This is a genomic window from Microbulbifer sp. SE14, assembly GCF_059834885.1.
The window spans coordinates 64018-89073 of the sequence record NZ_JCBAJA010000025.1; the positions used below are offsets into that span (position 1 = coordinate 64018).

The following is a 25056-nucleotide window of genomic DNA, read 5'->3' on the forward strand; positions in this document are numbered from 1 at the left end:
AGGTTTTAACTGTTGATATAACGGCCATTTATATGACGAAACGTCAGACTGATTCGTCCCTCCAGTTTGCGCGCGCTTTTTGCTACCCCGTGCAGCCAGTGATGCTGTACGGCGCCCGAGGTCAGCAGCAGCGAGCCATCGGGGAGATCGATGGACAGGCGCCCTGCCCCGTCGCGGCGCTTGAACCCCAGCCTGCGCTCCTGGCCGAGACTGACCGTCGCCACCACCGGCCAGTCCCCCAGTTCCCTCTCGTTGTCGGCGTGCCAGCCCATGCTGTCCGCGCCGCCGCGGTAGTGGTTGGCCAGCACCGAATTAAAGCGCAAGCCGGCCACCTCCAGCCGCGACCGAAGTATAGCGAGAGAGTCAATCCAGGGATGTGGCCTCTGTTCCAAACCGGACCACCGGTAGATCACGTCGGGATCGCCGACAAAGGCATGGCGGCGGGGAATGGGGTGCTGCTTGCCGAAGAGGCGCACTTCGGGTTGCTCCCAGGGAAGCTGTTGCAGGCATGACTCGTAGATGGCCGCCGACTCCTCCGGTGTCAGCCAGTGGGGAGTCAACAGGGCCTTGCCGGGGGACAGATCGATCCACTCGGTGTCCGGGAAGGTCGCTGCCAGGTCGGTGGCGCGGGCGGTGAAGCTGGTTTCGTTCAAGGGCCCTCTCCTCCAGCCCCTCTCCCGCAAGCGGGAGAGGGGCGCTTTCTATTCGGATTCAGGGGTAGTAGCGGGGTTCCGGCTCCAGATCCACACCGAACTTGGCCCGGATATCGGCCGCAATCTCCTCGGCCAGGCTGGTGACCTCGGCACCGCTGCCGCGGCCGGGGTTGACCAGCACCAGGGCCTGGCGGTCGTGGACGCCCACCGAGTTGCGGCGCCTGCCACGCCAGCCGGCGCGGTCTATCAGCCAGCCGGCGGCCAGCTTCCACTGCTCGCCGGACGCGAAGGCCACCAGATCCGGGTGGGCCCTCTTCAGGCTCTCGTAGCAGTCCGCATCCACCAGCGGGTTCTTGAAGAAGCTGCCGGCGTTGGGGATATCGTCAGGCGATGGCAGCTTGCTGTTGCGGATATCGATCACCGCCCGGGCCACCTCCGCCGGGGTGAGATTCTTGACGCTGTGGCCCTGTTCGGCCAGGTGCTGCTGCAGCGTCGGGTAGTCGAGGCGTGGGCTCCAGTCCCGGGGCAGATGCAGGCGCACCCGGGTGATGATGTACTGATCCCGCGCCGGGCCCTTGAAGATGCTGTCGCGGTAGCCGAACTTGCACTCCGCGGCGGAAAACTCGCGCAGCTCGCCGGTGGGAATATGCATGGCCTGCAGGTTCACGAAAGTATCCCGCAGTTCCACGCCGTAGGCACCGATATTCTGGATGGGGGCCGCGCCTATCTTGCCGGGGATCAGGGCCAGGTTTTCCAGGCCGCCGAGCCCCTGCTCCACCGTGTGCATCACCAGCCGGTGCCAGTTCTCCCCGGCCGCCGCTGTCAGGTTGGTGCCACCGGAGCTTTCCTCCAGAGTAAGGCCGTGCAGCTCCATATGGATCACCAGGCCGGGATAGTCGCCGGTCAGCACGATATTGCTGCCGCCGCCCAAGGGCAGGATCGGCAGTTTTTTCCCGCGGGCATACTCCAGCGCCTCGCGCAGCTGCTCAAGGCTCTCCACCCGGACGAAACGCGCCGCACGGGCGGCGATGGCCAGGGTGTTCAGGGGCTGCAGGTCTACATCGGTTTCTATCATCAACTACCAGCTCTAACCCGAATGGCACTTACTCAAGCTTAAAGCGCTGAATCTGTAGGGTGGATAAGCCTCTGGCGCATCCACCTGGGAGCGGCCTCGACGGTGGATGCGCCGGAGGCTTATCCACCCTACAAGAGTTCTAACCCAACAACTCGCGCATGCGCTGCAGGTCCGCCTCGGTGTCCACACCGCCGGGGACTTCCTCACAGGCATCCGCCACATGGATGTTTTCGTCGTGGTACAGGAAGCGCAGCTGCTCCAGTGCCTCAAAGTGCTCCAGGGGCGCCACCGGCCAGGAAACGAAGCGATTCAGCAGCGCCACCCGGTAAGCATAGATTCCGACATGGCGGCGCGGTTCCAGACCCTCGGGCAGTTCCGGCGCATTTGAGGCGAAGGCGTCCCGTGGCCAAGGCACCGGCGCGCGGGAGAAGTAGCGCGCGAGGCCGGATTCGGCCGCGACCACCTTGACGATATTGGGATTGCGGAAGTCCTCCAGGCTGTGAATCGGCTCCGCCAGGGTGGCGACGCCGGCCCCAGTGTTGGCCGCCAGGTTGGCCGCCACCTGGTCGATCACCTTGGGCGGTATCAGCGGCTCGTCCCCCTGTACATTGACCAGGATACGGTCGGAGGCCAGGCCCAGGTTTGCCGCCACTTCCTGCAGGCGGTCGGTACCGGAGACGTGATCCGCAGAGGTCATGCACACCTCGCCGCCGAATGCGCGCACCGCTTCGGCCACGCGCATATCGTCGGTGGCGACGATCACCCGCTCGGCACTGCTCTGCCGCGCGCGGCGGTAGACGTGCTCCACCATCGGTTTGCCGGCGATATCGGCCAGCGGCTTGCCCGGCAGGCGGCTGGAGGCAAAGCGGGCCGGGATAACGACATCGAAGGAAAGGCTATTTGTCATCTTCGCTCAAATTTTCGCAGGTGCTGGTGTATTTTCTGGTAGAAGAGATCCGGCAGTTGCGCGCGCACCTCCAGGGCCCACCAGTGACTCTGCCAGAAGTCGCGGCACTTGACCGCGTCCTTCATGGTCATGATCACCGGCGTCTCGCCGTCGAACTGCAGCTCCTGCTGGCTGAACTGGTGGTGGTCGGCAAAGGCCTGCTCCATCACCCGGTAACCCAGTTGGCGCAGCTCGCGGAAAAAACGCTGCGGATTGCCAATGGCGGCCACCGCGTGAACAGGCCCTGGCTCGGGGCCGGAAGCGAGTTTCAGGGTCGAAGTCTGGTCCAGGTTGAACTGGTGCCAGTTGGCCGGCTCCAGCTTCATCTGGAACTCCAGCAACTCGCCGCACTGCTGTTTCACCCGCTCTTCCGGCTCGCCGTTGACCACCACCAGGTCCACTTCGCGCAGCCGTTCCGCGGGTTCCCGCAGTGGCCCGCGGGGCAGCATATGGCCGTTGCCGAGGCCCCGGTGACCGTCCACCACGCATATCTCCAGGCTGCGCCAGAGTTTGTAGTGCTGCAGGCCATCGTCGGACAGGATCACATCGCACTGGTGGTAATCGATCAGCGCCTGGGCCGCCTCGGCGCGGTTCGGCGACACCATCACCGGTAGGCCGGTGACCAGGTGCAGCATCAGCGGTTCGTCGCCGGACTCCAGCGGGTGGGATTGGGCGGTGACCTGGTAGGGATACTGTTTGGCACGTCCGCCGTAGCCGCGGCTGACGATGCCGGGATTCCTGCCCCGCTCCCGCAGCCAGCGCGCCAGCTCCGCCACCAGCGGTGTCTTGCCGGCGCCGCCGGCGGTGATATTGCCAACCACTATCACGGGTACCGCCAGGGGCGCCGGCGGTTCGCTCTTGCTCACCCGGCGGTGGCTCGCACTCACCCACCGGTACAGGGACTCCAGGGGCGCCAGCAGTGGCAGGGTCCTCACCTTTTCCCCTTCCGGATACCAGCGCTTGTTGAACCAGTCTTCCAGTGACATTCCGTTGAGCCTTATCCGGCGGTTTGCTGTTGCAACAGGGTGGCGTAGCGGCCGCCCCGCTCGAGCAGTTCTGCGTGGCTGCCGCTCTCGACGATTCTGCCCTGCTCCATCACCAGGATGCGGTCCGCATTCTCGATGGTGCTGAGGCGGTGGGCTACGACAAAGGTAGTCCGGTTTTTCATGACCTCCGCCAGGGCCAACTGGATGGCGCGCTCGGATTCGTTGTCCAGGGCCGAAGTGGCCTCGTCGAGAATCAGGATGGGGGCATCCTTCAGCAGGGCGCGGGCAATGGCCAGGCGCTGGCGCTGGCCGCCGGAGAGCATCTGCGCATTGTCGCCCAGCACCGTCTGCACTCCCTGGGGCAGGTCGTCGACAAACTCGCTGGCGTGGGCCAGTTCCACCGCGCGCCGCACCTGTTCCGGGGTGGCGTTCTCCAGTTCGCCGTAGGCGATATTGCGATAAACGGTATCGTTAAACAGCACGATATTTTGCGACACCATGCTGATTTGCTGGCGCAGGTCGGCGAGCGGAACATCCGCGATATCCACGCCATCCAACAGTATGCGGCCGCTGGTCGGCTGGTAGAAACGCGCCAGCAGGCTGACCAGGGTGCTCTTGCCGGAGCCGGAGGCGCCCACCAGCGCCACCGTCTGCCCCGGCTCCACCACGAAACTGATATCCGTCAGCACCGCCGGCGCCGACTCGTCGTATTTGAAACCCAGGTTGTCGAAGGTCACGGCGCCGCGCACCGGCTGCGGCAGCTTCGCCTCGCCACCCTGCGGCTCTGCAGGCGAATCGATGACTTCGAAAATACTCTCCGCCGCGGCTATGCCCTTCTGGATATCGGCGAACACCTCCGACAGGCTGCGCACCGGTTTGGCCAGGGAGGCGGCGGCGCCGATATAGGCGGCGAAGACACCGGCGGTCATCGCCTCCACCATGCCCGGTGCCAGTGCCAGCCAGACGATGGTGGCGGTGGAGAGACCGACGAGTATCTGGATCACCGACACACTGGCATTGTTCGCCACCACCAGCTTCATAAACTGCTGGCGATTGTTGTCGCTGGCGGACTCGAAACGCGAATTTTCGTAGGTCTGGCCGCCGTACATGCGCACCACCTGGTAACCGTTGATCGCCTCCTGGGTCACGTGGGTCACGTCGCCCATGGTGTTCTGGATGCGGTGGCTCAGCTTGCGGAAACGCTTGCCGACGCTGCGCACGATAATTGCGATCAGCGGTGCGAACAGGAAGAAGGTCAGGGTGAGCTTCCAGTTCACCAGCAACAGGTAGACGAGCAGGCCGATGGTGGTAAAGGACTCGCGGATCAACACCTTCACCGCCTTGGTGATGGAGTTGGTCACCTGCTCCACGTTGTAGGACACCTTGGAAATCAGGTAGGCGCCGGTGTAGCGATCGAAATAGGCGCTGGGCAACTGGCCGATCTTTTCGAACAGCTCGGTGCGCAGCAGATGGATCACCGCCCGCGCCACGTAGGCGAGACCGTAGCTGCCGATAAAGTTGCCGCAGGCACGCAGGAAGATAATCAGCAGCATCGCCAGCGGTATCAGCCAGCGCGCCGTCTCCTGGGGCATGACGCCGCCGGGGAACCAGGCCGCGACATACTTGGCGAGAAAGCCGCGGCTCTCCTGGATGCCGGCCCCAACGGTATCGAGCAGCAGCTCGGTCACCGCGATCAGGGTGACGTTCATGGTGGAAAACAGCAGGAAGCCCAGCACTGCCAGGGCGAAGATCGGCCAGTGCGGCAGGGCGTAGGTGAGCAGGCGGCGGTAGGTTTTCGCCCCGCGTTGCGGTTTGCTCGGGGGCGTGTTGACTCTATCCATACAGACTTTTGGCTGGGCTCGCCCTGTAAAAGCGAACTTGCTCGCGGCTGTTCATCTACGGAGCGTAGGGTGGATAAGCGTCAAGCGAGTCCACGCCGGGCGCATCCACCGACCGTCGCAGGCGGATGCGCTTAGCGCTTATCCACCCTACAGGAGTAAGGACGCAAAGGTCCGCGAGCGTTAATTTTCTTCCGGTTGCCGCGTGGTGATGCTGAGGTTCACGAAGCCCAGCTGTCCGGCGGCATCCATGGCCCGCACCACGGCCTGGTGTTGGGCGGTGGCGTCGGCGGTGATTACGAGGGGGCGATTGTACTCGCCCGCGGAAACTTCCGACAGCGCCGATTTCAGGGTAGCCAGTTTTTTGTTGATCAGGGCGCGGCCGTCCACCGAGTAGGAGCCGTCCGCATTGATCAGCACCTCCACGGCGCGGGGTTGCTCCTGGGCCTGGGGACCCGCCGCTTCCGGCAGGTTCAGCTTCAGGTGGCTCTCCTTGGTGAAGGTGGTGGACACCATAAAGAAGATCAGCAGCAGGAAGACCACGTCGATCAGCGGTGTCAGGTTGACCCCGTCCTGCTCCTTGTCCTGGCGGCGAAATTGCATCTTGCGCTCTCCGCTCAGGCCGCTTCGATACGGCGGTCGCTGTGCAGTGCATCCACAAGCTTCACCGCCTCCTGCTCCATGGCGACGACGATGCTGTCCAGCCGGCGCTGGAAGTAGCGGTGTGCCAGCAGTGCCGGAATCGCCACGGTCAGGCCGGCGGCGGTGGTGATCAGCGCCTGGCTGATGCCGCCCGCCAGCACACCGGCGTTGCCGGTGCCCTCCAGCATGATGGCAGTGAACACCTGGATCATGCCCAGCACCGTGCCCAGCAGGCCGATCAGCGGCGCCACCGCGGCGATGGTGCCCAGGGCGCCGAGGAAGCGCTCCAACTCGTGCACCACCTGGCTGGCGGTTTCTTCAATGCTGTCCTTCATTACGTCGCGGCCGTGGCGGGAATTGGAAAGGCCGGCAGCAAAGATGCGCCCCAGGGGAGAGGAATCGCGCAGCTCCGTGAGTTTTTCTGCATTGATTTGGTTGTTTTTCAGCCAGCCCCAGACTTCGCCGAGCAGGGTGCGCGGCGCAATGCGGCGCGGATTCAGGGTCCACAGGCGCTCGATACAGATGGCGATAACGGCGACGGAACAAAGCAGGATGGGCAGCATCAGCCAGCCGCCGGATTTTATTATCTCTAACACTTTTCTCAGGTCCCAAGACTGCGGATGGGGAAATTTGGATGGAGACTCTACCACAGCTGGTCGCGGCAGCTAAGACCGGGTGGGGCGTCTTTTTCCTCTATGTGATGCCCATAACACTAATTCGCCGGGAGCAAACTGGGACGCCGCAGGCGCCCGCAGGGTGAGCGGTTCGGCGTTCCGAGCCACGGACGGCCCGAATAAAAAGCCGCCGGCATTGCTGCCGGCGGCCTTTGCGTCGCGGGTGCGGACTCAGTTAGCGCGACGGGCGCTCGGGGCGTGCCGGCTTTTCCGGGCGCTCCACTTTTTCCGGACGCTCCAGTTTGACCGGGCGTTCGGGGCGGTCGATCTTCGCCACCTTCTCAACCTTGTCGGTCCTCTCCACCTTGCGCGCGTGTTCCGGTCGCCCGCCCGTGTCGGCCTTGGCGTTCTCCACCTTGTCCGGGCGGTTGGAGCGGATGCCGCTGATCACCTCGCCGAGGTTCACATCCATCTCCCGGGCGATCTGGCCCCAGCCCATGCCCTCGACCTGGCGCAGGTAGAGTACCTCGTTCAGGGACTCCTCCGGCGTCATGCCGGTCTCGCCTTCCAGCGCCTCGGCGGCGGAGGCCATGGCCAACTGCTCGGCCAGTGCCAGGGTGATGAACACATTGCCGTAGCCCATTCCGGCAGCCGCCTCGCCGGCTTCGCCCTCGACATCGTCGCCCCCGGTACCCTCACCGCCGTCGACAACATCCTCGGCCGCATCGCCTTCGGCGCCATCCTCGCTATCCTCCGGCGGCTGGTAACTGATCGAGCCGTCGCGCAGGCCCGCTACCGTGAGCTGGGATTGTTCTTCCCCGCCGAGGAAATCGCTGAAGAAGCCGGCGATCTTGCCGGAGGGTACCTCGGACACCGATTCCACGACTTCGGTGTCCGCCGGATCGGTTTCCGGCATGTCGTCATCGGCCCAGGCGAAAGTTCCCGCCAGCACCCCGGCCAACACTGCCGGCAGCACACGGGCCTTGAATGGTATTCTCATCGTTGTTTTCTCCTGTGCAATTAATTGGTCCGCCGGGGCGTCTGGACTTAACACGTATCCCCGCCGCAAAAGGATCCCGGCAGTTCAAAAAAATCAGTCGCCGGGGCGATAGCTCAGCTGAAATCCAAAACCCTGGTCCGGGCTGCCGTCCGCGAGGCCCAGATAGGCGTACACCATGCCGCTCCACTGGGCATTCAGCTTGTGATTGAAATAGCCGAACAGCTCCGTGGACGGATCGCTGCTGGCGGTGGTCGCCTGCTGGTAGTCCAGCGAGGCGCCCACACTGCTCTGTTCGTTGAGGCGGTAGCCGCTGCCCACGGAGGTGTACCAGACATCCCGGATCTCGGCTTCCGGCAGGTCGCCCTTGAACTTGCGCGCCACTGTGGCAAAGGGGGTGAAATCGCCGACCAGCGTAAAAACCTCGGCCTGCAGGGTGTAATCCGCCTCGCCGGTGCCCAGGCCCTTGCCCTCATCCGCGGTGGGCACCTTGTATTTGGCGGACAGGTCGAAGAACCAGCGCTCCGCCACCGGCTCCAGGCTGTAGGTGCCGGTGAGCCACAGGTCGCCGATACCCGATTCGCTCACTGTGCCTGTCTCCGTGTCGCCGCCATTACCATTGCCGCGGCCATTGCCGCGCCCCACGATCACCCCGCCATCGCCACCGGGAACCACCCCGCCCGGACCCTCGACCTGGGTCCACGGCAACGAGGCCTTGAAGGTCCAGTTGTCTGACGGCGAGTAGCTGACGGTAAAGGGGCTGCTGACGATTTCGGTTTCGGAGGTGTCGCCGTAGTCGCCACTGCTGATATCGGTCCCCAGAGTGTATTTCCACTCCGACGCAGACGCGTGGCTGGCGACGCCAGTCGCCACTGACATCATCACGCAGCAAAGCATTTTCTTATTCATGCAAAAACCCGGTACTTCTAATTCAATGACTTCCGGACACTAGCACAGGCCCGGGAGTACATTGCGACCCGCCTCGCAATTATCAGTTCCGGAAAATGCCACTTTCGCAGAAATTGAAGGGCTGCCCAGTTTTACCGTGTCCTGCCGCAAAGTCCGGCACCGCGCACATCTCGCTGAAGAATAAGCAATTATTCATTGCGGGATGCGCGATACCAGAAGCGCCTGCCGTCGCGGGCCAGCGAAACCCGCAGCTCCTTTGCGCCGGACCACGCAAAGGTGACGGCACCGCTAGCCGCGGTATTCCAGGTGCGGGCGCCGGTATCGCGATAGCGCGCCACCACCTCTGGGTGCGGGTGGCCGAAGTGGTGGCGGAAACCGGCGCTGAAGATCACATTCGCCGGTTGCGCCCAGCGAATTAACGCCGCCGAGGAGGAACTGCGGGAACCGTGATGAGGCGCTATCAACAGGTCCACCGGCGCCAGGCCCGGATAATTCAAGGCGAGCTGCTGCTCAACCCGGCTGGAGATATCCCCGGCCAGCAGGATACGCACGCCGCGCCACTCGACCAGGGCCACGCAGCTGTGGTCGTTTTCCTCCCCGGAGACCTCCCCGTCTTCGGGCCAGAGCCACAGCAGGGCGAGATCACCCAGCGTTTCTCTCTCTCCCGCCTGGCACAATTCCGCACCCGGCCCACTTTCGTTGCGGAATCGTTGGGTCAACCGGCCCGGCGCAATCAGGTGCTCCAGGGGCAGCGACTCAGCCAGCCCGGCAAAGCCGCCGGCGTGATCCCGGTCGCCGTGGCTGACCACCACAGTATCCAGCGCCGGTATCCCCTCCCCGAGCAGATAGGGGGCGATTATCTGGCTGCCGGCGCTCCACCCCGATCCGGAAAGAGGCCCGGTGTCATACAGCAGGCGCTGCTGCGGTGTGCGCAGCACCACCGCCAGGCCCTGCCCAACGTCCAGCACCGTCACCCGCAGGCCCTCCCCCTCATTTGTCTGCGGCAGGAAGGGCAGCAGCGGCGGCAACAGGAACAGCCAGCCCAGCCGCCGCCCGGGCAGTCCCGGGGGTAGCAACAGCAGCAGCGCGCCAAGGGCGGCCAGTACCAGCAGCGGGAATGCCGACGGCGGCCCCAGGGTCTGCCAGGATGGCAGGAGATTCCGGCCTGCTTCGAGGAAATGCATCAGCAGATCCAGCTGCCAGGCGGCGAAGTCGATGCACCAACCGCCGGCTGCCGTACCCATCATCAGGGCACCGAGCATCAGCGCCGGCAGCACCAGGAATCCCAGCCAGGGAATGGCTATTAGATTGAGCAGCACGCCGCCGGGGCTGAAGCCGGAGAAGAACGCCAGCGACGGCAGCAACAGCGCCACGGCCACCAGCCACTGGCTGCGCAACAGCCCCATTCCGCCGTCGAGCAGCCGCCGCCCCGACTGCGGCCGATCCTCGCTCCGATCAGACAGGTGCAGGCGGCCGCTGAAACCCAGCAGCAGCGCACCCACAGCCATAAAGGACAGCCAGAAACCGGCGCCGTAGAACGCCAGCGGCTGCAGTGTCAGCACCAGGGCCAGCGCCAAGCTGTAGGCGAAACCGGCACCGATGCGGCGCCGCCACTGCCACGCGAGCAGCAGCACCCAGATCATCACCAGCGCCCGCCGCGCGGACAGGGGCGCGCCGGCCAGCAGTGTGTAAGCGAGAGAGCCCGCGAGGGCAAAGATCAGGGCCACTGCCCGGGGTGTGGCCCCGGTGAACAGGCCAATCACCCGCCCCAACAGACTGCCCAGCAGCAGAAAGAAGCCGGCTACCATACCCACATGCAGGCCGGAGATCGCCAGCAGGTGGGCGGTACCGGTCTCCCGCAACAACTGGCGATCGCCGTCGCTCAAACCGCTCCTGTCACCCAACAACAGAGCGCTCAGCAACTCCCCCCTGCTCTCCGCCTCCCCCACCAACCGGTCCCGCAGCCAGTGGCGCAGCGCCGGCAGGCCCGGCTCCTCACCAAGGAGTTGCGGCGGGTGATTCCGGGGCCGCACATAGCCGGTGGCGTAGACACCGCGCCGCAACAGCCAGCCTTCATAATCGAAGCCGTGAGGGTTGACGCTGCCGCGCGGGCGCTTCAGGCGCAGCGGCAGCAGCCAGCGGCTGCCGGCGCGCAGCTGTCCTTGCAGTTTTTCATCGACGCGGTACGAGGTGAGATCCAGCAGCTGCCCCCGCAGGGATGGCGACGTATCCCCATCCAGCGACTGAAGTACCCGGGCGGAAAAACGCAAGCTGGTGGCTTCCCCGGCGTCGCCGAAGGAGAACTCGGACGTGCGGACCTGCGGCAGGGACACCACCTCCAGTTCCAGCAGGAAATCGCCGCCGTGGGCGCTGAACGGCAGGCGCTGCTCCAATGCCCGGTGGTTGTGCCACAGGCTCCAGCCGGCACCGGCCAATACAGCGAAAAGAAAAGGCAGCAGCCGCGCCCGCGCCGGCAACAGCAGGGCGCCCCCGAGGAGCAGCACACCGAGCCAGGCCAGTGCGGTATAGGCGGGAAGTCGCGGCAGACTGCCGACGGCGACGATCGTCAGGGCATAGACCCACAACAATGCGGCCGGGGACAATCCCCTCTCGTTACCTGTACCGGCCGCCGACTCCATAGGCTCCCTGCCCCACTCCCTGTGTAGGAAAGACGTTTTGCCAGATTTGCCGCCGCGGCGCAAAGTTGTGCAATTGGTACAAGGAACAGCCAGCCGGCCCCTCAAACTGTCGTTCCTGTATAAAATGGCACCACGCGGTCATAAAATTTTAAGAAAAATGCCATCTTTAACATGTTTGTAATATTCGGGTCGCAGAATCCGCACCAACTCGAGGCAGGACCGGGATTCGGACAATAAACGGCCCTCCTCAGCCCAAAACCATAAACTGTGCGAGACGACCCATGAAAAAGACCGCTATCTCCCTGGCCATCGCCGCCATGGTGCCCGCGTTTGCCAGCGCCCAGGAATCCGAACTCCTCGATATCTACGGCAAGGCCAACGTGGACTTCCAGTCTTCCGATGAGGGCGAAGGTTCCATCACCGATATCAAGAGCAACGCCTCCCGCCTGGGCGTGAAGGGCGAACTGCCCCTCGACAATGGCCTCAAGGGTATCTACAAGATGGAATACCAGGTGGATATCGACGGCGACGCGGAGGAAACCTTCGAACAGCGCAACATCTACGCCGGCCTGGAAGGCGGTTTCGGCCAGGTGATCGGCGGCAAGTTCGATACCCCGCTGAAAGTCGCCCAGAAGAAGGTCGACCTGTTCAACGACCTGGAAGGCGATATCAAGAGCGTCATCACCAAGAGTGACAACCGCGAGTCCAACAACCTGCAGTACACCACCCCGTCCTTCGGCGGCTTCAAGGTCTCCGCGGCCTACATCAGCAACCGCGACGAAGTGATCGGCATCGACGAGTTGGGCGAGGACATCACCCGCGACAACGGCACCTCCGTGTCCCTGGCCTACGACAACAACGGCATCTACCTGGCCTACGCCTACGATATGGACGTGGAGGCCAACGACTGGGATGTGCAGCGCGTCGTGGCCCAGTACAACATTGGCCCGGTACAGGTCGGCGCCCTCTTCGAGGAGCAGGAAAAGGCCGACGGCAGCACCCAGGACGGCTGGCTGGCCTCCATCGCCTACAAGATCGACCGCTGGACCGCGAAGGCCCAGTACGGCCAGTCCGATATCGTCGTGGCCGACGGGGAAACCTACAGCCTGGGCCTGGACTACAAACTGTCCAGCGCGGCCAAGGTGTTCGGGTTCTACACCGATGAAACCGCGGCGGACGATTACGATCGCAGCTATTTCGGTATTGGTACCGAGCTCAAGTTCTAAACCGGGTTTTGAGCGACACGAAAAAGGCGGCCCATGGCCGCCTTTTTCATTTGGGCGAACACAAGGTTCGCCCCTACAGATCGGCTGAGTGGCTGAAATCCACTGCGGCGCTTGCGGAGCGCAGAGGGCACTGGACCTCCTGGAACCACTGCAATATTTCCGTAGGGGCGAACCTTGTGTTCGCCCGCCTAAGTCAGATAACGAACAGATCCATAAACTCGTGCACCGGCGTCTGCTCCAGCTTTTCACGGTCCTTGCACAACGCAAAGATACGCTCACAGCATCCGGGCGGGAAGCGCGTCGCCAGGTTGGCCTGGAATTTTGTCTCTAGCAACGGAATCCCCTCTTTCCTGCGCCGCCGGTGCCCTATCGGATACTCGACCTCGACCTTTTCCGTCGAAGATCCATCCTTGAAAAACACCTGCACCGCATTGGCAATGGAGCGCTTGTCCGGATCCAGGTACTCCCGTGAATAGCGCCTGTCCTCGACCACCTCCATTTTCCCGCGCAGTTCATCTATCTCCGGATGCGCCTCGTGGAAACTGTCCTCGTAATGCTCCGCCACCAGGTCGCCAAACAGCAGCGGCACCGCGGTCATGTACTGCAAACAGTGATCCCGGTCCGCGGCATTGGCCAGCGGCCCCTCCTTGGAGATGATGCGGATGGCGGACTCGTGGGTGGTGATCACCACCCGGTCGATTTCATCGATGCGGTCCCTTACCTGGGGGTGCAGAATCACCGCCGCCTCGCAGGCGGTCTGGCTGTGGAATTCCGCCGGGAAGGAAATCTTGAACAGTATGTTTTCCATCACATAGCTGCCATAGGGCCGCTGGAACTTGAACTGCCTATCCTCTTCCGCCTTTAATTTCAGGTCCGCATTGGTCACACTGAAACACACATCGTAAAAGCCCCACTGCTTCGCCGTCAGCACGCCGGGAATGCCCATCTCCCCGCGCATGGCAATATCCGCGAGGCGCACCCCGCGGGAGGTCGCATCTCCCGCAGCCCAGGACTTGCGCGAGCCGGCGTTGGGCGCGTGGCGATAGGTGCGCAGCGCACTGCCGTCCACCCAGGCCTGGGACAGCGCGGCCATCATCTGCTCCCGATCGGCGCCCTTCAGCTTCGCCGCCACTGCCGTAGAGGCCACGCGCACCAGCAGCACATGGTCCAGGCCGACGCGGTTGAAACTGTTCTCCAGCGCCAGCACGCCCTGTATCTCGTGGGCGCGGATCATCCCGTCCAGCACATCGCGCATCACCAGCGGCGCCCTGCCCCACGCGATATTTTTCTGCGACAGGTAATCCGCCACCGCCAGGATGGCGCCGAGATTGTCGGACGGGTGGCCCCACTCCGCCGCCAGCCAAGTGTCGTTGTAATCCAGCCAGCGCACGATACAACCGATATCCCAGGCCGCCTTGACCGGGTCGAGGCGCAGCTGGGTGCCGGGCACCCGCGCGCCGTTGGGCACCACAGTACCCTCGACGATGGGCCCCAGGTGTTTGCTGCACTCCGGGAAACGCAGTGCCAACAGGCCGCAGCCGAGGGTGTCCATCAGGCAGTTGCGCGCCGTATCCCAGGCCTCGTCGGAGTCTATGCGGTAATCGAGGACATAGTCGGCGATGTCCTGGATCACCCGATCGTAGCCCGGACGGATGTTCTGGTCGACATTAGCACTCATACGCTCCCCCTTTCGAAAAGGTCACCGCTACATTGCAGAGCCCCTGATTGCAGTGGCAGTGGGTATAAAAGTAGCAAGGATCCAGATTACCGCGGCTCTCGCACAGGCCAGGCAGGTCCTTTGCGGCAGCGATCTATCGGGAATTTCGAGGCAATAGAGAAACGGCCGTGGTCTACACTTCCCGGTAAGTTGCGCCCGGCTGGCACTGCGTCTCTCGGGCACCAGACAAAGCAAGCAATTGATAAACCCGTCAGCCCTAAACAACGTCGATTTTTCCGCAGGCTACAGGGGTCTGATAAAAGGAGAGAGATGGATGAACTGCCGCTTAGCCTTCGTCGCCGGTGCGGTCTGCCTGGCCGTCGCATCATTTGGTGTACTGGCTGAATCGCCGACTTACTCCATGACATTGAAGCAGTATGTCAAGCCTGATGGCACTATCACGGTGCCGGAAGACTACCGAACCCGATTCACTTTCATCGGTACCTTCAGTGTCGCGGGGGGCGACCAGGCCGGCGGGCAGGCCCAATTTCACCAGGTTTACATGGACCCGGATTCCATCGAGCAGTTTCGCCGCACCGGAAAATTTCCGGACGGGGCCATGATCGTCAAGGAGCTGCAGAAGACCCGTGCCTTGAGGATGACCACCGGCCATGTCTCATCCTGGAAGGAAAACGCGGGTTGGTTCGTGATGATCAAAGATACCGAGGGGCGCTTCAAGGAGAGCGGCCTGTGGGGCGACGGCTGGGGCTGGGCGCTGTTCGACGCCAGCAGCCGGGTCAAGCCAACGACTAAAAACTACAAGAAGGAATGCATTCCCTGCCATACTCCCGTCAAGAATACGGACTGGGTGCATGTGTGGGCCTATCCGCTGCTTGGCGCAGAGGAACAATTTGGAGAATTCAAACAGTGACACGCGGTCCGGGCATTCGACTGCGCAGGAAGCCGTGTCAGCAGCCGTCGCGCGCGGGGCTCTAATAAAGTACCACGCGCTGTCGGCTCTTCATTCGCTTTTTTAACCTTAGCCCGCCAGCCTCAGTCTCCGTACCCAGTCATCTCCAGATACCCCTCGCCGGTCTGACTGCCACTGACGGTGACAGGCCCTTCCCAGTAGCGCAAGGCTCCCGGATTCCAGTAATCGCCCGGCCAGGAGCGGATTTCGAGATCCAGTTCGGCCGACGGCACTTTCAATTGCCAGACCACCGGCACCTCGCCGAAGCGGCTGTCGCGATACTCAGCTGGCTGCAGGCTGAATGCTTCTGCATCCAGTGTTCGGGCGCTGCCATCCGGAGCGACCAGTGTGCCGGAATAAAAGTCTTGGGTGCCGCGCACGCGAAATAGCATCAGGTGGCGGCCATCTTCCAGGTGCAGTGCCATCCAGTCCCAGCCCTGCTGGTCCGGCGTTAGGTACTGGCTGCTCCACTCCCGGTCGAACCAGCCCTGTCCGCTCACTTCGAAACGCTCGCCGTCGATGATCACGTCGCCTTCGATCGCCGGCAGCGGATAGCTGAAATACATGGAACCGCCGGCGGCCGACTTGGCGCTGAAGCCGCGCTCGCCATTCAGCACCGGGGCCGGGCTCGGCTGTACTTGCAACCGGTAGCCGAAGCCCTCGGCATCCACATCCAGCTGCCAGGTACCGGCATCGCGGCTTTCGAGCTTCCAGTGATCGATCCAGGCCTTGAACGGCTGTGCGGTGACACCAGCTTGCCTCGTGCCGCCGCGGGCGCTGCGGGATGCGAAGCGGTGATCTTCCGGACGGCTCAGGGCCGCGTGGGCCAGCCAGATTTCGTTGCGCTGCCAGCCGGGCTCCTGTTCCTTGTAGGGCCCGGGCCGCAGGCCGTTGCGGAACAGGGTCCACTGCACGCCGAATTTTTTGCCATCGGCGCTGTGCAGGTTGGCGGTCAGATACCACCACTCGAGGCGGTATTGCGGATGTGGCCCCATATCCTGCGGCAGGCTGACAGTCATACCCGGCGCAGCCTGGCGGAATCCTTCCGGCGGATCCCTGAGTGCACTGAAAGAAGTTTCGCGTCCGGTATCTTTGCCGCAACCAGTCAGCAGCAAGACGATCAGCAGGGCACTTATAAAAATTGCACTCGTAGGGTGCGCCGTGCACACCGAAAGGCCTGGAACCCATGCCAGCCCCGATCGGTGCGCACGGCGCACCCTACCGCACAAACCAGATCCGCAATTATTAGAGGTGCCCGGCAATATCCGGCCCGGCTTATTCATTCTTCAACGTCTCCAGCCGCACCGGATTGCCCACCAGCACTCCGACAAAAGCCCCGATCAGCAGGCACACCAGCCACACCTGCAGCCAGAAGCCCGGATAGAAATGCAGTGGCAGCGCCCAGCCAAAGGCCGCGGGATTGACCCGCGCCACCAGCACCCAGCCGAGGAAAATCCCCAGCGGTGTCGCCAGCAGCGCCAGCAGGCCGGTAACCAGCATGCTGTGCGCTATCAATCGCCGGCGCAGGCTTTTCCGCTGCACGCCAACCACATGCAGCAGGGTATAGCTCCCCTGGCGCAGGCGGAAAATCACCAGCCCCATCAGCGCCAGCGCCGTGCCCGCCAGGGCCAGTGTCAGGGCGTTCAGCATCTGGGTCATTTGAAATGTACGATCAAAGGCGGCGTTGGCCGCCCGTTTCAGCCCCGCCTGGTCGCGCAGGCGGCTGCCGGCCAGCCACGGGTATTCCTCGGGCCAGTCCCGCCAGGGGACTTTGTCGAGTTGGTTTACGCCCAGCACAAAGGTGGAATAGCGATCGGGCAGCGCGTCCGGAACAATCGCGAGTGGCAACATCAACTCGCCTTCGGGCCTGCCGTAGTCGGCATAGATGCCGATCACCTCGCGCGAATGCCGCTCTTCCCCGAGACGGAAGCGGATGCGGTCACCCACGGCCAGGGACTGCCTGCGGGCCAGTTGCTCGTTGATCAGCACTCCCCGCGTTGGCAGTGCGGCCCAGGGGTTGGGCACGGCAGCGAGGAAAGGCCAGTCCTGCAGCAGCGGCGAGGCCGGGTCGACCGCCAGCAGATCCACCGGCAAATTCTCCACCGACAATTCATCCAGCAGCGCGCGGCCGCGCACCATTGGCAATACGCTCGTCACCCCGGGCAGGTCCCGCAACCGCTCGCCCCACTCTGCCGTCACTACCGGCCGGCCGGAATCGAGATAGAGATCGCCCTGCAGGCGCTGGTCGAGCCAGCGGGCAAAGGTGGATTCGAAGCCGGTGACCATGGTCTGCACCCCGATGGCGGTGGCGATGGCAAATGCCAGTGCCGTCAGCGGCAGGCTCAACAGCCGGCACAGGGCGCGCATTTCGGAGCAGGACCATTCCAACAGCGGCCGCCGGCAGTGGCGTTCCGCCCGCGCCAGCAGCCGGTTCAGCAGCTCGGGCAGCAGCAGGCCGACACCGATCAGGCAGCCCAGGGTGGCGAGGAATATCAGCCACAGCTTGCCCGTCGATAACAATACCAGCAGCGACACGGTGACGAGCAGCAGCGCCCCCAGCCAGCGCCAGCGGAGCATCTGCTCCCTGCCCCGCTGCTCCCGCCCCAGCATCAGCAAATCGGCGCAGGCCCAGCCGACCACCAGCGCCAGGATCAGCACCATGCCGAGCCAGGTTTCCGCGCTGGGTGCGCTCCTGGCCAGGGTATCGACACTGAAGAGCCCACTGAGAGTCCCCTGGAACCCGTCGGCCATCGCCGACGCCAGCCGCCCGCCCAGCCACAGTCCCAGAGTGCCGCCAACCAGCGCAACCAGCAGCACTTCCACGATCAGCGCCAGGCGCAACTGCGCGGGCCTGACGCCGAGCCGCACCAGTATCTCCAGGCTGCGACGCCGCTGCTCCAGCGCAAAGCGGTAGACGCTGCGCACCAACAGTGCCGCCACCAGCAGCGCCAGGGCCCCCAGCGCATCGATACTAAGCAGGAAGGCCTCCACCAGCGGGTCCGGTTCCACGCCGTAGTCTTCAACCTGGCCGCGGTAGCCCTCGGGGAGCGGCAGCCTTTCCGTCTCCGCCGCCGGCAGCAGAATCTCCAGCCTGCTGCGCCCGGCGCTCGCCAGCTCGGCGGCTACTGAAATGTCGGTGAGCAGCTGCCCGCGCGGCAGGCCGTCGAATTCGTCGAATCGATAATCCCCGCTGCCCGGCAGCGACAGCTGTTGCCAGCGCGCCAGGTCCGCGGCACTGCCGAGCAGGGTTGGGTGATCGAAGCCGGCGAACAGCTGATCGATAACCGGCGCGCCTTCATCAAGCTCCTGCCTGTACCGCCGCAGGCAAGCGGCACTGAACGGATCGATACCGATAACGGCCGGCGCCTCGGGGGCCCTCTCATTTGCTCGGAAGCGCACCTCCAGCCGCGGCGACGCGCAGAGCCCCGCCCGGCGCAGCCGCACGAAATCCCCCACATCCACCGCACGGCCATCGACACGCACCACACTCAACAGCGGCTCCAGCGCCGCCCTGGACCTGGCCACCGCATTCTCCGCCGAGCCCGTCAGTGAGCGGACCCCGCTCCAGAGCATGGCCGCACACACCAGAATCAGCAGCAGCCCGGCCAGCTGGCCCGGATGGCGGCGGTAATGGCTCAGGAAGACTGTGCCGAGTCCCATTGGCGCAGGGCTCCCTCCCGCAATTCGAGAATCCGGTCGCAGCGCTGGGCCAGCTCCGGGTTGTGGGTGACGATCAGCGCGCCCAGCGCCCGCTCGCGTATAGCATCGAAGAACAGCGGCGCCACGCGCCTGGCCGTCCCGTAGTCGAGGCTGCCGGTGGGTTCGTCGGCGAGCATCAGTTCCGGCTGCATCACAAAGGCACAGACCAGCGCCGCCCGCTGGCGCTGGCCGCCGGAGAGTTGATCGGGATAGCGGTGTGCCGTGTCGGCAATACCCAGACGCTCCAGCAGCGCCTCGCCATCGTGCTGTTGCAGACCGGCAAGCCCGGCGCGAAAAGCGATATTGCGGGCGACAGTGAGTGTGGGGATCAGGTTGCCGTCCTGAAACAGCGTGGCGATACGGGTGCGGCGCAATTCGGCCCAGTCGTCGTCATCCAGTTGGGACCGATCGCGGCCGAAGACCCGCAGCTGGCCACTGTCGGGTGCCAGCAGGCCGTTGAGCAGGTTCAACAGGGTGCTCTTGCCGGAACCCGAGGGTCCGATCACCGCCACCGCCTCACCGCGGCGCAGCCCGAGGGACAATCCGCGTAGCACGCTGATCTGTTCGCGGGCGGTACGGTAGGACCTGCTGAGGTTGTGGGCCTGGATCAGGGCGTCATTCATCAGTTGTCGGGCACTGTCTGATGGGTCATTCCGGCCAGTTTATCGCACCGGAAAGATACCTGTCGGACAGATGACCAGAAAAGGCGTTATTGAATGCCTTATGGGTTTATTTTGCTCCATCAAAACTACACTCTGCCCAGATATACGCATAAAGTTGCATCAAATACGCATCACTCAGGAGGCTAACCATGGCAACTCGCGCCAGCCTCTCCCTCAGCGAACCCAACGAGCGCTGGATCCAGGCGCAGATCGACAGCAAGGCGTTTTCCAGCCGCAGCGAAGGCATCAATGACCTGATACTCGGGCCAGGGAAATGGAGGCGCTTCGTGGGAAGTTGGCGGATGCCGAATTGTCCAGCCAGCAACGGGGTTGGGTGACGCAGTCGGCCAGCGACATGCTGCAATCCTTCAAGATCGCAGCCAACTGGGTCACTGCCTGAGTCTGGGCCAACAAAACTACCGCTACAGTTTTATCTCAATATCGGCAATAACCGCATTGGCGGTATTGCGCGCAGTCGCCCTGCGTCTCGCACACGCCCCGGAAGGCGTCGTGCCGGTAACCCGCGGATCAGATACCGTGCCTGACGGGCAGACATCACTTCGCCGGGGCGGCCTGAAGGAACTTGAACGGTGTGGCCTCCGCGAAGTGTTCCGCGGCATTGCCCGCGTAATACTTGCCGCCGGCAATCGCCAGCTTCTTCGCCGGGGCGCCTTCTGAGAGATCCAGATCTGCCATCGGTACCCAGAACGCATTCGGGGCCGTTGACGAGTCGAAGTAATATACCTTGTTCTTCTGATCAGCGACCGTGCGCCACAGGGTGGAAGCGATGTTCGGCGAACCGGGTGTGGTGATGCCCAGCGGTACGCTGACCGCACGCATCACCGACATCACCTCGGCGATCGCCTGGTGGGCGTAGGTTTGCTCGGGGACCGCCGAAATGAAGTTCGGATCAGTCTTTACGGGAACCGCTCCGAGCAGGAAGGAGGCGCGGGCGAAACGGTCGGCGGCGCTGTTGGTACCGGGCAGGAACTTGAGCCCTCCGATCCTCTCCCAGTAGCTGTTGAGAGCCAGCTGCTGGTCGTAGCTCGGCGAGTTGGTCATCACCGTGTACTGTTTGCCGTGATGAATGACGAGTTCGCCATCGAGGTACTCGAAGATCGCCGAATCGCCGGAAGGGTCGGAGATGGAGAGATGCAACTCGGCGGGGGAACCATTCGGCAGCTTCGGCGCGATGATGCGGAACGGCTGCGCCCGCAGCCCCTCTACCGCTTCGGCGACCGTCGCGTAATTGTCGAGCACGTACTGTGCCCACAGGCCGATCGACATTGGCGGCTTATCGTTTGGTTTGCCGTAGTCAGACTCGGCGAGATAGAGCAGGTTGGCGACCAGTCCCTGATCGTTCAGGCCGTCGGCGCTGGCGATATTGTAGGCCGAGGCGATAACGCTGCCGTATTTGGACACCCATTTCGGCGAATCCGGGCCGGCCGCGCCGTTGCGCGCCATACCGCGCGGAAACGCCCAGAGGTCCGTCTGCATGTCCTCCATCCAGTCCATCGACCGGCCGGTGATCACCATGTTGTCGGACCCGGAGTAGAGCGTGCGGGTACAGGCCTGGGTCATGGAGGAGAGCACTGCCGCGGTCGAAAGCAGGGCTAGCACAACCCAGGACAGGGGCTTCATCTTTTTCAAATGCATGTTGCTTGCTCGTCTCCATTGAGGCGCGTCGCGGGCGCCGATTGAGGAAGATCGCGCGCGATCAAATGGCGTGAACGGCCGGTGTCACACAACTATAAGTCGCACAAGGCGGAGTATAGGGAGAATAAACGCCCTTTTTGCCAAGGTCCGCCCAGGTCCGGCGGTAGTTTTCCGTCAATCGTCGTCCTACTCGTCCCAAACCGGCGCCATGCGCTCGGCCTGCTCTTCACGAACGTCATCGATGACGGCCATCAGGTCCCCGACATCGACGCTGGTGGTGTCATGCTCGAAATGCCCGGTCAGAGCGCTGTCCGGGTGCAGTTCACCCGCCTCATAAAGCGCCCAGATCTCCTTGCCGTAATCGGTCGTCAACAGCTCCGGGGCGAAGCGGCCGAAATAGGCACGCATATTGTTGACGTCGCGCTCCAGCATCGTGGCGGCGTTGTTGTTGCCGGCCGCATCCACCGCCTGGGGCAAATCGATGATCACCGGGCCGTGGGGGTCCAGCAGCACGTTGAACTCGGAAAGGTCGCCATGGACCAGGCCGGCACACAGCATGCGCACGACGTCGGCCATCACCTGGCCGTGGTAATCGCGGGCCTGCTCCGCGCTCAGCGTGACGTCATCCAGGCGCGGGGCGGCGTAGCCCTCGTCGTCGGCCACCAGCTCCATCAGCAGCACGCCATCGACGAAGCCGTACGGCTGGGGAACGCGCACGCCGGCCGACGCCAGCCGGTACAGGGCATCGACCTCGGCATTCAGCCAGGCCTGTTCCTGCTCTTTCTGGCCGTAGCGGGTCTTCTTCGACATAGCCCGGGCGCGGCGGCTGTTGCGCATCTTGCGGCCTTCCTGGTACTGCACCGCCTGCTTGAAGCTGCGCTGCCTGGCTTCCTTGAAGACCTTGGCACAGCGCAAGTCGTCGCCGCAGCGCACCACATACACCTGCGCTTCCTTGCCGCTCATCAACTGGACGATGACCTCGTCGATCATGCCGTCGTCGACCAGCGGTTGTAATCTCTTGGGTACTTTCATGGTTTCTGGTAATCAGCCCTCTCTCGCCGATTCTTGTCTCCCTTACCGGTGCGCCAACGCGTAGTCGATCGCCGCACACACCGCGACAGCCTGCGCGGTGTTGCATTGCTCGGGCGTCGCGCGGGGGCTGTCGGGGTAGACCTCGGTGGTGGTCTTGTAGGGGGCGTTGGTGATGCTCGCACACAGGCCCAGCTGCTTGAGCGGGTACTGGATCACGCCCGGTGCGACTACCGGCGAGCCGATGATCTCGCCATTGCCATCGGCCGGGGCGATATGGGTCACCTGCTCCACCGCCGCGATCACCGCCTGCTGGAATTCCGGCTGCGGGCTCTCGCTGTCGTCGACCAGATAGAAGCCATCGGGAATCCCGCCGGGCGCGAACGGCTTGCCGTCGCGGGCGGCCAGCGCGGGGCGGAACTCGGTTTCGTCGGTATCGGTGGTCTCGTGCAGGTCGATATGCATCAGCACACGATCGCGGACCGGCGCCACCAGCCGCATCAGCGCCGCCGACTCCTCAGCCGGGCTGTTTTCGCGGAAGGAGCGGTTCGGGTCGACCGCGTGCGGGTTCCAGCGATGGATGCGCTCGTAACCCCAGGGACTGACGCAGGGCGCCACCAGCAGATTCACCCGGCCGGCGTAGTCCGCTGCATGCTGATCGACGAACTGCAGCGCACCGTGTACACCGCTGGTTTCATAGCCGTGCACGCCGCCCGTCACCAGCACCACCGGCAGCTCGTCGCGCCAGTCGCGGCTGCGGATGGCGAACAGCGGATAGCTGTCGGCGCCATAGTCCAGGCGGCCGTACTCCTCCACGTCGAAACGATCACGCAGGCGCTCGATCGCGCTCAACACCTCCGACTCGAAGCTGCGTTGACGGCTCTGCCGCGACAACCACTCGGCGCGCTCCGCGTCGCCCCAGGGCGTGCCGGGGGTACCGATTGGATAGGGTGTGGGGGCCGTGTTCATTTCGCTTGTTCTCCAGTGATGAGCGAGGGAGGTATTCTACACTCCGAACAGACCCAGCTGGCCATCCACCAGACTGTCGAAATCCAGCTCTATGAAGGGCAATATGGCATCGGCCACCGGCTTGAGCTGCCTGTCGATATAGTGCTGGTAATCCATCGGTGACTGACGGTGATCTACTGGCTCCGGGCCATTGAGGGTGATCACGTAACGAATCCAGCCCTTGTTCTGGTAGCGGGGCCGCAGCCCCTGCTGGCGACGCATATCGTCAGCCAGTCGCGCCGCGCGTACATGGGGTGGCACGTTTTTTACGTATTGCTCCAGCTTGCGCCTGAGCCGCTTGCGGTACACCAGCAGCTCGTCCATGTCTCCAGCCCGGGTTTTCTCCACCGTCTCGCGGATATAGTCGGACGGATCTTCACCGTGAAACACCATCCCGTAGAGTTGGGTCTGGAACTGCTTGGCCAGGGCGGTCCAGTCGCTGCGCACTGTTTCCAGGCCCTTGAATACCAGCTTTTCCTCACCCCCTTTCACCACCAGGCCCGCATAGCGTTTCTTGGAACCGGCCTCCGAGCCGCGAATGGTGGGCATCAAAAAGCGCCGGTAGTGGATTTCAAATTCCAGCTCCAACTCGCACTCCAACGCCAGCTCTTCTTTGAGCTTGTGCCGCCAGCGCCCGTTGATCTCACTGGCCAGGCCCTTGCCGATCGCATCCACCTCTTCGAGGCTGGGCCGGCCGCTCAGCCACACAAAGGTCGAATCGGTATCGCCGTAGATGACCTGGTGGCCCATTTCCTCGATCCAGCGGGCGGTCTGCTGCATGATCTCGTGACCGCGCAGGGTGATGGAGCTGGCCAGGCGCGTGTCATAGAAGCGGCAGCCCCCTGAGCCCAGCACCCCGTAGAAGGAGTTCATGATGATCTTGATGGCCTGGGAGCGGGCGGCGTCCCGCTCCCGCTTGGCGATGTCCCGCTGTGCCCAGAGGTTGGCAATGATGTCCGGCAGGAAATGCCTGTCGCGGGAAAAGCGCGCGCCGCGAAAACCGGGGATGGCATCGTCCTCCGCCAGGCCCTCGACCAGCCCCATGGGATCAATTTTGAAAGTGCGGATAATACTGGGGTAAAGGCTCTTGAAATCCAGCACCAGCACGTTGTCGTAAAGGCCCGGCCGGGAGTCCATCACATAGCCGCCCGGACTGGCCAGGCCGCCGTCGGCCGGCAGGTTAGGCGCCACATAGCGGCTGCGGTGCAGTTTGGGCAGGTAGAGGTTGGTGAAGGCCGCCACGGAGCCGCCACTGCGATCCAGCTCGAGGCCGGTGAGCTGGGCCCGCAGGCGCAGGTAATCCAGCAGCCGGGTGTGCTGGAAAATGTCCCAGACCAGGCGGCAGTCCTCCAGGTTGTAGGCGGCCAGCTTGGGTTTGTTGTGGCGAAAGTCGTGTTCAATCACCGCCAGGCGGTTGTCCACGTCTTCGGTGTCTTTGCCCCTGCCCAGCAGGGTTTGTGCCACGAATTCCAGGCTGAAACTTTCGAAGTTGTAGGTGGCACTCTTCAGTCCGTCGATGCCGTCCAGTACCACGCGGCCCGGCAGCGTCACGAAGCCCTGGCCGCCTTCCCGGCCATCCCGCCAGCGGGCATCAGCACCACCACGCCCCAGCTTCAGGCGCAGGCCGTGGCGCCCGGCCCTTTTCAGCAGCAGCCGAAAATCAAAGTCCACCACCGACCAGCCGATGATGATGTCCGGGTCCAGTCGATTGAACCTGGCCTCCAGCGCTTTAAGCAGGGTGTAGTGGCATAGTGAATCTGGTCACCTGGTTTTGAGTGTATGATCACTCACAGAGAAAGTCAGGTGGATATGATGACGAAGAAGAGAAATTTCAGCCCGGAATTCCGTCT

At 63.5% G+C, this 25056-nt stretch carries 21 protein-coding genes; 3 read left to right on the forward strand and 18 right to left on the reverse strand.

Features of this window, described 5'->3' with window-relative positions; all coding sequences use genetic code 11:
• Window positions 1–5: 5 nt before the first annotated feature.
• The 10 genes from AC6R19_RS16750 to AC6R19_RS16795 form a co-directional block, all read right to left on the reverse strand.
• Window positions 6–653 carry an alpha-ketoglutarate-dependent dioxygenase AlkB family protein gene (locus tag AC6R19_RS16750; RefSeq protein ID WP_500580997.1) on the reverse strand — a complete coding sequence of 216 codons (648 nt, stop codon included), beginning with the start codon at window positions 651–653 and terminating at the stop codon, window positions 6–8.
• Window positions 654–711: 58 nt separating this feature from the next.
• The gene (gene murB / locus AC6R19_RS16755; RefSeq protein ID WP_500580998.1) at window positions 712–1728 is read right to left on the reverse strand and encodes a UDP-N-acetylmuramate dehydrogenase; all 1017 of its coding nucleotides are present in this window, start codon (window positions 1726–1728) and stop codon (window positions 712–714) included.
• A 139-nt stretch (window positions 1729–1867) separates the two neighbouring features.
• Window positions 1868–2635, reverse strand: coding sequence for a 3-deoxy-manno-octulosonate cytidylyltransferase (kdsB, locus tag AC6R19_RS16760; protein ID WP_500580999.1), 768 nt, complete (start codon window positions 2633–2635; stop codon window positions 1868–1870).
• Window positions 2632–3660 carry a tetraacyldisaccharide 4'-kinase gene (lpxK, locus tag AC6R19_RS16765; protein WP_500581000.1) on the reverse strand — a complete coding sequence of 343 codons (1029 nt, stop codon included), beginning with the start codon at window positions 3658–3660 and terminating at the stop codon, window positions 2632–2634. Before lpxK ends, kdsB begins: the two co-directional genes overlap by 4 nt.
• 11 nt (window positions 3661–3671) lie before the next feature.
• A complete protein-coding gene (msbA, locus tag AC6R19_RS16770; protein WP_500581001.1) occupies window positions 3672–5501 on the reverse strand; it encodes a lipid A export permease/ATP-binding protein MsbA in 1830 nt (609 codons plus the stop codon).
• Window positions 5502–5681: 180 nt separating this feature from the next.
• Window positions 5682–6101: an ExbD/TolR family protein gene (locus AC6R19_RS16775; protein ID WP_500581002.1), complete on the reverse strand. Its 420-nt coding sequence runs from the start codon at window positions 6099–6101 to the stop codon at window positions 5682–5684.
• Window positions 6102–6115: 14 nt separating this feature from the next.
• On the reverse strand, window positions 6116–6736 hold the full coding sequence (locus AC6R19_RS16780; RefSeq protein ID WP_500581003.1) for a MotA/TolQ/ExbB proton channel family protein: 621 nt from the start codon (window positions 6734–6736) through the stop codon (window positions 6116–6118).
• Between the two features lie 253 nt (window positions 6737–6989).
• A complete protein-coding gene (locus AC6R19_RS16785; RefSeq protein ID WP_500581004.1) occupies window positions 6990–7754 on the reverse strand; it encodes a hypothetical protein in 765 nt (254 codons plus the stop codon).
• A 93-nt stretch (window positions 7755–7847) separates the two neighbouring features.
• Entirely contained in the window at window positions 7848–8660 is an 813-nt protein-coding gene (locus AC6R19_RS16790) for a hypothetical protein (RefSeq protein WP_500581005.1), read from the reverse strand.
• 188 nt (window positions 8661–8848) lie between these two features.
• Entirely contained in the window at window positions 8849–11263 is a 2415-nt protein-coding gene (locus AC6R19_RS16795; RefSeq protein ID WP_500581006.1) for a DNA internalization-related competence protein ComEC/Rec2, read from the reverse strand.
• 317 nt (window positions 11264–11580) lie between these two features.
• On the opposite strand from AC6R19_RS16795, the gene AC6R19_RS16800 reads away from it, so the two are divergent.
• Window positions 11581–12525 carry a porin gene (locus tag AC6R19_RS16800; RefSeq protein WP_500581007.1) on the forward strand — a complete coding sequence of 315 codons (945 nt, stop codon included), beginning with the start codon at window positions 11581–11583 and terminating at the stop codon, window positions 12523–12525.
• Window positions 12526–12718: 193 nt separating this feature from the next.
• Here AC6R19_RS16800 and AC6R19_RS16805 read toward each other — a convergent pair whose 3' ends face one another.
• Window positions 12719–14203 carry a bifunctional 2-methylcitrate dehydratase/aconitate hydratase gene (locus tag AC6R19_RS16805; protein ID WP_500581008.1) on the reverse strand — a complete coding sequence of 495 codons (1485 nt, stop codon included), beginning with the start codon at window positions 14201–14203 and terminating at the stop codon, window positions 12719–12721.
• 313 nt (window positions 14204–14516) lie between these two features.
• Between AC6R19_RS16805 and AC6R19_RS16810 the strand changes: the two genes are divergently transcribed.
• Window positions 14517–15113, forward strand: coding sequence for a cytochrome P460 family protein (locus AC6R19_RS16810; protein ID WP_500581009.1), 597 nt, complete (start codon window positions 14517–14519; stop codon window positions 15111–15113).
• A gap of 122 nt (window positions 15114–15235) precedes the next feature.
• On the opposite strand, the gene AC6R19_RS16815 is transcribed toward AC6R19_RS16810, so the two are convergent.
• The 3 genes from AC6R19_RS16815 to AC6R19_RS16825 all read right to left on the reverse strand — a co-directional run bounded on the left by AC6R19_RS16815 (window position 15236) and on the right by AC6R19_RS16825 (window position 19474).
• Window positions 15236–16171 carry a lipocalin-like domain-containing protein gene (locus AC6R19_RS16815; RefSeq protein WP_500581010.1) on the reverse strand — a complete coding sequence of 312 codons (936 nt, stop codon included), beginning with the start codon at window positions 16169–16171 and terminating at the stop codon, window positions 15236–15238.
• A 256-nt stretch (window positions 16172–16427) separates the two neighbouring features.
• A complete protein-coding gene (locus tag AC6R19_RS16820) occupies window positions 16428–18812 on the reverse strand; it encodes an FtsX-like permease family protein (protein ID WP_500581011.1) in 2385 nt (794 codons plus the stop codon).
• A complete protein-coding gene (locus tag AC6R19_RS16825) occupies window positions 18788–19474 on the reverse strand; it encodes an ABC transporter ATP-binding protein (protein ID WP_500581012.1) in 687 nt (228 codons plus the stop codon). The genes AC6R19_RS16820 and AC6R19_RS16825 overlap by 25 nt, the downstream gene beginning before the upstream one ends.
• Before the next feature lie 188 nt (window positions 19475–19662).
• Between AC6R19_RS16825 and AC6R19_RS16830 the strand changes: the two genes are divergently transcribed.
• A complete protein-coding gene (locus AC6R19_RS16830) occupies window positions 19663–19851 on the forward strand; it encodes a ribbon-helix-helix domain-containing protein (RefSeq protein ID WP_500581013.1) in 189 nt (62 codons plus the stop codon).
• Between the two features lie 217 nt (window positions 19852–20068).
• On the opposite strand, the gene AC6R19_RS16835 is transcribed toward AC6R19_RS16830, so the two are convergent.
• The 4 genes from AC6R19_RS16835 to AC6R19_RS16850 form a co-directional block, all read right to left on the reverse strand.
• Window positions 20069–21154: a linear amide C-N hydrolase gene (locus AC6R19_RS16835; protein WP_500581018.1), complete on the reverse strand. Its 1086-nt coding sequence runs from the start codon at window positions 21152–21154 to the stop codon at window positions 20069–20071.
• A gap of 201 nt (window positions 21155–21355) precedes the next feature.
• Window positions 21356–22201: a PA4780 family RIO1-like protein kinase gene (locus AC6R19_RS16840; RefSeq protein ID WP_500581014.1), complete on the reverse strand. Its 846-nt coding sequence runs from the start codon at window positions 22199–22201 to the stop codon at window positions 21356–21358.
• 42 nt (window positions 22202–22243) lie between these two features.
• On the reverse strand, window positions 22244–23167 hold the full coding sequence (locus tag AC6R19_RS16845; RefSeq protein ID WP_500581015.1) for a M14 family metallopeptidase: 924 nt from the start codon (window positions 23165–23167) through the stop codon (window positions 22244–22246).
• Window positions 23168–23203: 36 nt separating this feature from the next.
• The gene (locus tag AC6R19_RS16850) at window positions 23204–24943 is read right to left on the reverse strand and encodes a DNA polymerase II (RefSeq protein ID WP_500581019.1); all 1740 of its coding nucleotides are present in this window, start codon (window positions 24941–24943) and stop codon (window positions 23204–23206) included.
• Window positions 24944–25056 lie beyond the last annotated feature (113 nt).

What these genes read in the sequence shown, in the direction of transcription:
- murB (WP_500580998.1), bottom strand. Translation starts at nt 1,728, where the DNA reads ATGATAGAAACCGATGTAGACCTGCAGCCCCTGAACACCCTGGCCATC.
- kdsB (WP_500580999.1), bottom strand. Translation starts at nt 2,635, where the DNA reads ATGACAAATAGCCTTTCCTTCGATGTCGTTATCCCGGCCCGCTTTGCC.
- lpxK (WP_500581000.1), bottom strand. Translation starts at nt 3,660, where the DNA reads ATGTCACTGGAAGACTGGTTCAACAAGCGCTGGTATCCGGAAGGGGAA.
- msbA (WP_500581001.1), bottom strand. Translation starts at nt 5,501, where the DNA reads ATGGATAGAGTCAACACGCCCCCGAGCAAACCGCAACGCGGGGCGAAA.
- AC6R19_RS16775 (WP_500581002.1), bottom strand. Translation starts at nt 6,101, where the DNA reads ATGCAATTTCGCCGCCAGGACAAGGAGCAGGACGGGGTCAACCTGACA.
- AC6R19_RS16785 (WP_500581004.1), bottom strand. Translation starts at nt 7,754, where the DNA reads ATGAGAATACCATTCAAGGCCCGTGTGCTGCCGGCAGTGTTGGCCGGG.
- AC6R19_RS16790 (WP_500581005.1), bottom strand. Translation starts at nt 8,660, where the DNA reads ATGAATAAGAAAATGCTTTGCTGCGTGATGATGTCAGTGGCGACTGGC.
- AC6R19_RS16800 (WP_500581007.1), top strand. Translation starts at nt 11,581, where the DNA reads ATGAAAAAGACCGCTATCTCCCTGGCCATCGCCGCCATGGTGCCCGCG.
- AC6R19_RS16805 (WP_500581008.1), bottom strand. Translation starts at nt 14,203, where the DNA reads ATGAGTGCTAATGTCGACCAGAACATCCGTCCGGGCTACGATCGGGTG.
- AC6R19_RS16810 (WP_500581009.1), top strand. Translation starts at nt 14,517, where the DNA reads ATGAACTGCCGCTTAGCCTTCGTCGCCGGTGCGGTCTGCCTGGCCGTC.
- AC6R19_RS16815 (WP_500581010.1), bottom strand. Translation starts at nt 16,171, where the DNA reads ATGACTGTCAGCCTGCCGCAGGATATGGGGCCACATCCGCAATACCGC.
- AC6R19_RS16820 (WP_500581011.1), bottom strand. Translation starts at nt 18,812, where the DNA reads ATGGGACTCGGCACAGTCTTCCTGAGCCATTACCGCCGCCATCCGGGC.
- AC6R19_RS16825 (WP_500581012.1), bottom strand. Translation starts at nt 19,474, where the DNA reads ATGAATGACGCCCTGATCCAGGCCCACAACCTCAGCAGGTCCTACCGT.
- AC6R19_RS16830 (WP_500581013.1), top strand. Translation starts at nt 19,663, where the DNA reads ATGGCAACTCGCGCCAGCCTCTCCCTCAGCGAACCCAACGAGCGCTGG.
- AC6R19_RS16835 (WP_500581018.1), bottom strand. Translation starts at nt 21,154, where the DNA reads ATGAAGCCCCTGTCCTGGGTTGTGCTAGCCCTGCTTTCGACCGCGGCA.
- AC6R19_RS16840 (WP_500581014.1), bottom strand. Translation starts at nt 22,201, where the DNA reads ATGAAAGTACCCAAGAGATTACAACCGCTGGTCGACGACGGCATGATC.
- AC6R19_RS16845 (WP_500581015.1), bottom strand. Translation starts at nt 23,167, where the DNA reads ATGAACACGGCCCCCACACCCTATCCAATCGGTACCCCCGGCACGCCC.